Origin of the sequence: Pseudonocardia yunnanensis (genome assembly GCF_039534065.1) — a bacterium.
In the GTDB taxonomy this organism is placed as follows: domain Bacteria; phylum Actinomycetota; class Actinomycetes; order Mycobacteriales; family Pseudonocardiaceae; genus Pseudonocardia; species Pseudonocardia yunnanensis.
Genome location: NZ_BAAAUS010000018.1, coordinates 1 through 6,355, shown reverse-complemented (window position 1 = coordinate 6,355; position 6,355 = coordinate 1). Strand labels below are relative to the sequence as shown.

Below are 6,355 nucleotides of genomic sequence, written 5' to 3'. Positions count from 1 at the left end.
CGAACCCGCCACGGTCTTCATCCGCACCTATCGGTTGCGGACGGTCGATGGGAGCTACCGCTGGTTCCGCATGCGCGCCGTCCCCGTCCACTCAGCGGGCCGGGTCGTCGAATGGGTGGGCACCGAGACCGATGTCGACGACCGGATGCGCATCCGGGAGCGGCTGTCCGTGCTGGCGGAGGCCACGCACGCGATGAACGCCGCACTCGATCCCGAGCGAGAGCTGGTGGCGCTGGCCGAGGCGACGGTCCCACAGTTCGCCGATGTGTGCCGGGTGTTCCTTCTCGACCCCGACCCGTTGCCGCCCCAGGGGCAGGTCGCCGAGGGGGCGCCGGCCGAGGGGCCGCTCTCGGGGCGCAGGGCGGTCACCCGCAGGGCCGCCGGGGTTCCCCCCATCCCGGCCAGTGCCGAACGCTTCACCTTCCCCGCGGAGCACCCGCTCGTCCGCTGCGTCCGTTCCGGTTCCCCCAGCTTGGACACCGTGCCCGACACGTCGGGACAGTGGCGGGTCCCGCAGGAGCAGCTCCAGTGGGGGATCGACGTCGAGATCAACTCGCTGCTGATCGCGCCGGTGTTCTCCGGCGGCGCGGTCGTGGCGGCGCTGATGTTCCTCGCAGGCGGCGACCGGTCGCCCTACACCGCGGATGACCTGGCACTCGTCCGGGAGCTCGCGTCGCGTGCGTCGGCCGCCGTCGAAAACGCGATGGCGTTCCAGCAGAGCCGCGAGGTGTCGCTGGCGCTGCAGAAGGCGATGCTGTCCGAGCCGCCGCGCTATCCCGGCGTGGAGATCGAGGCCCGCTACCGTCCCGCTGCGGCGCAACTGCAGGTCGGTGGCGACTGGTACGACGCGTTCACGCTGCCGGGGGGCGACCTCGCGGTGGGTGTCGGCGACGTCGAGGGTCACGACCTGCCCGCCGCGGCCGCGATGGGCCAGCTGCGCAGCATGCTCCGGGGACTCGCACACGACAGCCACGCCGCGCCGTCCGTGGTGCTCGCCAGGCTCGACCGGGTGCTCTCCGGGCTGGAGGTCACGCGGTTCACCACGCTCGTCTACGGGCGGCTCGGCATCTCCGGGGGGCGCGCGGTGTTCCGCTGGTCGAACGCGGGTCACCCCGCGCCGATCCTCGTCGGCCCGGACGGGGACGCACGGCTGCTCACCAGCCGCGTCGACCTCGTGCTCGGGCTCTATCCCGGCACGCGCCGCCACGACGGTGTCGCCGAGATCCCGCCAGGGTCGACGCTGCTGCTCTACACCGACGGACTGTTCGAGCGGCGTCGCGACCACGCCGACGCGGCGGGCAGGGCCCTGCTCGACCTCGTGCGCCGCGGCGTCCCCTTGCCGCTTCCGGAGTTCTGCGACCACCTCGTGCGGGGCACCATCGCCGACACCGGGGACGACATCGCTGTCCTCGCGCTGCGGGTGGCGGAGTCCGGATGATCCTCGACGACCTCGTCCGGCGGGCCGCCGCGCTCGCCGCCGGACCCCGGCGCGCGATCCTCGGCATCACCGGGAGCCCGGGCGCAGGCAAGTCCACCCTCGTGGCTGCGCTGCTCGCGCGGATGGCCGGTCACTCCGTGGCCCACGTGCCGATGGACGGATTCCATCTTGCCGACGTGGCGCTCGAGTCGATCGGGCGCCGGGACGCCAAGGGGGCACCCGACACCTTCGACGTCGGCGGCTACGTCGCGCTGCTACGCAGGCTGCGGGCCGTGGACGAGACCGGCGCCCCCGCGGAGGACGTGATCTACGCGCCCGCGTTCGAGCGTGACCTCGAACAACCCCTCGCCGCCGCCATCGCGGTGCCCGCTACGGCGCGGCTGGTGCTGACCGAGGGCAACTATCTGCTGCTCGACCACGGGCAGTGGGCCCACGTCCGTCCTGAGCTCGACGAGGTGTGGTTCTGCGACCCGCGCCCGGACGTCCGACTCGCCCAGCTCACCGCCCGCCACGTCGCGTTCGGGAAGGAACCCGCCCGCGCCGCGGCGTGGGTGGCCGCGGTGGACGAGCCGAACGCCGCGCTCGTGGAGGCCACCAGGCACCGGGCCGACCTGATCGTGCCGGCCACGGTGCTGGAGTCGCTGCCCGCGGTCAGCTGAGCTGTTTCCCGACCGGCTCTCGGGCTCAGCGGTGGTGGGCCGACCGATGTGCCGCGAGGACGTCGAGGCCGAAGTCGGACTCCGGGTCGCGCCACACCGAGTGGGCGTGATTGACCTGGCGCTGCGTGTTGTCCCACTCCGTCAGCAGCCGCGGGCCCTGCAGCCGGTAGTAGTGCGGCTCACCGTGGTTCGTGGAACCGGCCCAGGCGAGATGCACCTCGTCGAGCGCCGCGGGGTCGCGGTAGTTCGGGAGCGGGGAGATCTCGTCGGGTACGCGACCGAGGTAGGTGGCGAGCAACTGCAGCAGGAGCTCCCGCTGCCCGGCGTCGAGCTCGGAGGCGGGCACACCCTTCGGGGTGCTGGTCAGCGCCAGTGCCCGATGGCCGTCGCGGTCGACGCCCGAGTCGGCTTCGGACTGGGCGCTGCGTCTGCGCAGGTTCTCCTGCTGCTCCGGGTCGGGGAACCGGCCCCGCCACACGTCGACGAGCGGCTTCGCCTCGTCGCCGTCGCCGATGCGGGACCGGTTGGCCCCGACGATGTCGGTGGGGGCGTGGGGGAGCAGCAGCGCCCGCTCGGCGAGCTCGGGCCGCAGTGAGCGCACGAGCTCGCGCGCGAGATCTTCCGGTGCCCCGAGAGGTCGCAGCGTCGCCCCGCCGAGCAACGGCGACGTGGCAGGGTCGGCGCCCAGGAAGCATGGCGTGGTGGCGGCGACGCGGCCGTCGACGACCAGGTTGTTGAGCGACACGTGGTGGCCGCCGAACCGCCATCCCCACGGTGCTGCTCCGCCGGGCTCCCCGAACACTCGCAGGAAGTACATGCCCGGGTCGCGGCCACGGTCCCGGCCGAACGTCGCACTGAAGCCCTCGACGTGGTCGAGCACGTTCTCCAGGCCCATCACCGTGGCCGCCGTGACGTACCCGGCGGTGGACAGCCCCGTGGCGACCAGCCGCATCGCGAGCCGCTGCTGAGCGGGGCGCTGCTGGTGGAGGGTGAGACCGCCGTGATCGGTCGGCGTGTAGAACCAGCGGAGCCGCTCGGCGTCGGACGGGTCGTCCGCGCCCGGCGTGGCGCCGGAACCCACCCCTCGCTGTTCCGGGTCGAGGGACTCGAGCCACTCGCCCGCCGCCTCGGCCATCCGGTCCGCGACGTCTCGGGTCGCGTCGGTCGCTGCCAGCACCATGCCGCGACAGTACGTCGTCAGGCGCCGTCGAACATCGTGATCGGGAGAGGCGCGGGCCGCTCAGCCGAACGACGCCGGGCCGCTGTACCCGCGGGGGCGCCCAGGGCGGATGTCGCACCGGATGGCGGACGGGTCGAGCCCGGTCAGGTCGGCGATGAGCGACCGGACGGCGACGTCGGCGTCGGGCATCGCGGGGACGGTCGTGGATGCCTCGATCTCGGGCACGTACAGCACCATGCCCCGCTCGGAGAGCCAGGTCAGCACCTCGAACGTGCGCTCGCCACCCCCCGCGGCCACAGCGTCAAGGTTAGGCCTACCGGCTGCTCTCGTCGCAGGCGGACGCCGAGCAGTCCGGAGCGGTACCGGACTCCGCGGGCTCCCGTTGAAACAACAACCCCGCGCGCGGTGGCGGGCTCGTGGCGTCCGGCGCGGCACGAGGATCGGGCTCCGGCGCGGGTTCGGGGCCGCCGAACAGACCCTCACCAGGAGATTCGTCCTCTTCACCGGGCGGGGAGGGGGCGGTTCCCGACGGGGCGACGCCGGTGGGTGTCGGCGGCGCGCCGGACTCCGACGTCGGCGGCGTGGACGTCGCCGCGCCTGGTTCCGCGGTGGAGGGGGCCTCGCCGATGGGTCGGAACGGGGCGAACGGCTCCACCGGTTCGTCGTCCAGCGCCTCCGCCATGAACTGGTGCCACACCTCGCCCGGCAGCGTCGCGCCCTCGATCGGCGTGCCCCGCGCGGTACGGATGGGGGAGTTCATGTCCGTGCCCATCCACACCGCCGAGGCGATCGACGGGGTGAAGCCCGCCATCCACGCATCGTTGTTCTGCCCCTCGAACCGGGACTGCACCGTGCCCGTCTTGGCCGCCACCGGTCGTCCGCCCGGGAGGGACAGATCGTCGTGCGCGGCGACGTCCATCATCGACTCGGCGACGTTGCGGGCCACCCGCTCGGGGAACCGCCGCTCCCCGTCGGTGGCGGCCTGGTAGAGCACACGGTCGTCGGCGGTGACGACCGACGTCACGAGGTGCGGCTGGCGCCAGACCCCACCGGCCGCGATCGTCGCGTACGCCGACGCCAACTCGATCGGGCTGACCTCCTTGTTGCCCAGCGCGATGCCCTCGGTCGGGTCGTCGATGGGCGCGGTGATGCCGGCAGAGCGAGCGGCAGCCGCAACGGCCTCGGGACCGACGCGCTTCGCGAGGGTCGTGAAGACGACGTTGTTCGACACCGTCATCGCCTGCTTGAGGTCGCACTGGTCGCAGTCGGCGCCCTCGGCGTTGCGCAGCCCGGGCAGCTCCTCGCCGTCGAACCTCTCGCCCAGCCCGACGGGCGGGTCGCGCTGCAGACCCGCGAGCACCACGAACGGTTTGAACGTCGACCCGGCGAGGCGGCGGACCTTCGTGTAGTCCAGGCCGAGCCCGTTGTCGCCCCCGTAGTAGGCGAGCACCCCGCCGGTCTGCGGGTCGATCGCCACCATCGCGCTGCGCAGGTTGACGGGTTGGCCGCTCAGCACGTCGTGGGCGGCCGTGACGGCCTGCTCCTGGCGTCGCGGGTCGATCGTCGTCGTGATGCGCAGGCCCTCCTGGGCGAGGTCCTCCTCGGAGATCCCCAGCGACTCGAGCTCCGCCTTCACCGCGGACACGATGTGCCCCCGGTTGTCGGACGGGACGCCGCCCGATGCGGTCTTACGGGGCACCGTGTGCGGGAACTGGGCGGCCTGCCGATCGGGCGGTTCGAGCCAGCCCTCGGCGACCATGCCGTCGAGCACGAAGTTCCAGCGATCCACCGAGTGCTCCGGGTTGACCGCGGGATCCCAGCGCGACGGGGACTGGATCACCGCGGCGAGCAGCGCTCCCTCGCTGGGCGTCAGGTCCTGCACGTTCTTGCCGAAGTAGGACTGCGCCGCGGACTGGATGCCGTAGGCGCCGCGCCCGAAGTAGATCGTGTTGAGGTAGTCGGAGAGGATCTGGTCCTTGCTGCGCTCCTGGGAGATCTTGATCGCGAGGATCACCTCCTTGTACTTGCGCCAGAGCGTCTGCTCGTCCCCTACCAGCGCCTTCTTCACGAACTGCTGGGTGATGGTCGAGCCACCGCCGACACCACCGCGCAGCTGGCTCCACACCGCTCGCAGGATGCCGGTGACGTCGAAGCCCGGGTTGGAGTAGAAGGAGCGGTCCTCAGCGGAGAGCACCGCGTGGCGGACGTGCAGCGGCACCTGCTCGATCGGGACCTTCGTGCGGTTGCCCTCCTCCGGCACGAGCCGGGTGAGCTGCTCTCCGTCGAGGAACGACACGGTGGCGACCTGGTTGTTCACCGCCTCGTCCGGGTTCGGCACCGAGAAGACGAGGAAGCCGATCGCGAGCAGGAGCACCGGGCCGAGCACCAGGGCGGCGGCCGCGCCGATCAGCAGGTATCGCGGGCGGCGCCACCACGGCGTCGGCGCCCGTCCGCGGTCGCCATGGGATCTCGACGGGCGTGGCCACCGGATGCCGGGGCGTGCGCGGCCGGGAGCGCCGACGACGGGAATGACGTCCGTGGGCCCAGGGACGCGGTGGTCGTCGAGGACGCCGGGAAGCCGCGGCCGGCCCGGTGGGTGCTGCCACGAACCCACGCCTGCGGGTTCGGTCGCTCGCCGGGCCCGCTGCGGTGGCATCCCCGGCCGGCGCGCGGGACGACGCTCGGTGGGGCCTGTCGGACGGGGGGGTCGCGGGGTGCCTGCTCCGCCCAAACGTCCGACCGTCCTTCCGAGCGCCGCGCTCGTCTGCGGCGACCGAGGGGTCCAACGGAGGGCGGCCGGGATCGATATGCGGACAGCACGGAGACCACTCGTACGAGTGACACTCGAACTGAGCGATCAGCTCATCGACGCCTACCGACCGTGACCGGATCGGGCCGAACGAACGGCACACTCGCGCGATAGAACCGGACGAACAGGCCGCTCGCCCACCGGCCCGGCCTGCCCGCATGGAAGGGACCTGCCGGCTCAGGCTCCTACGAGCGGCGCGCTCGCGCGATAGATCTGTGAGTGTCGCTGCGGTGCTCCTGGGTGGAGGACCAGCAGGCTCGGTGCCCGGT

Annotated in this window: 5 protein-coding genes; 2 read left to right on the top strand and 3 right to left on the bottom strand. The window is 72.6% G+C overall.

Annotated features, from left to right (window positions below; genetic code table 11):
- Together ABD743_RS17985 and ABD743_RS17980 are read left to right on the top strand one after the other, a co-directional pair.
- Positions 1 to 1,438: SpoIIE family protein phosphatase (locus ABD743_RS17985; RefSeq protein ID WP_344723240.1), on the top strand; the 1,438-nt coding region annotated here is incomplete at its 5' end.
- Positions 1,435 to 2,097 (top strand): nucleoside/nucleotide kinase family protein, encoded by a 663-nt coding sequence (locus ABD743_RS17980; protein ID WP_344723239.1) that lies wholly within the window; start codon positions 1,435 to 1,437, stop codon positions 2,095 to 2,097. The genes ABD743_RS17985 and ABD743_RS17980, both read left to right, overlap by 4 nt.
- A 25-nt stretch (positions 2,098 to 2,122) precedes the next feature.
- On the opposite strand, the gene ABD743_RS17975 is transcribed toward ABD743_RS17980, so the two are convergent.
- Genes ABD743_RS17975 through ABD743_RS17965 form a run of 3 tightly spaced genes read right to left on the bottom strand, consistent with a single transcriptional unit; the run spans position 2,123 to position 5,891 of the window.
- Complete coding sequence (locus tag ABD743_RS17975; protein ID WP_344723238.1) at positions 2,123 to 3,277, bottom strand: DUF3500 domain-containing protein; 1,155 nt, start codon at positions 3,275 to 3,277, stop codon at positions 2,123 to 2,125.
- A gap of 60 nt (positions 3,278 to 3,337) precedes the next feature.
- A complete protein-coding gene (locus ABD743_RS17970) occupies positions 3,338 to 3,574 on the bottom strand; it encodes a hypothetical protein (RefSeq protein ID WP_241039039.1) in 237 nt (78 codons plus the stop codon).
- Between the two features lie 16 nt (positions 3,575 to 3,590).
- Positions 3,591 to 5,891 carry a transglycosylase domain-containing protein gene (locus ABD743_RS17965; RefSeq protein ID WP_344723237.1) on the bottom strand — a complete coding sequence of 767 codons (2,301 nt, stop codon included), beginning with the start codon at positions 5,889 to 5,891 and terminating at the stop codon, positions 3,591 to 3,593.
- Positions 5,892 to 6,355 lie beyond the last annotated feature (464 nt).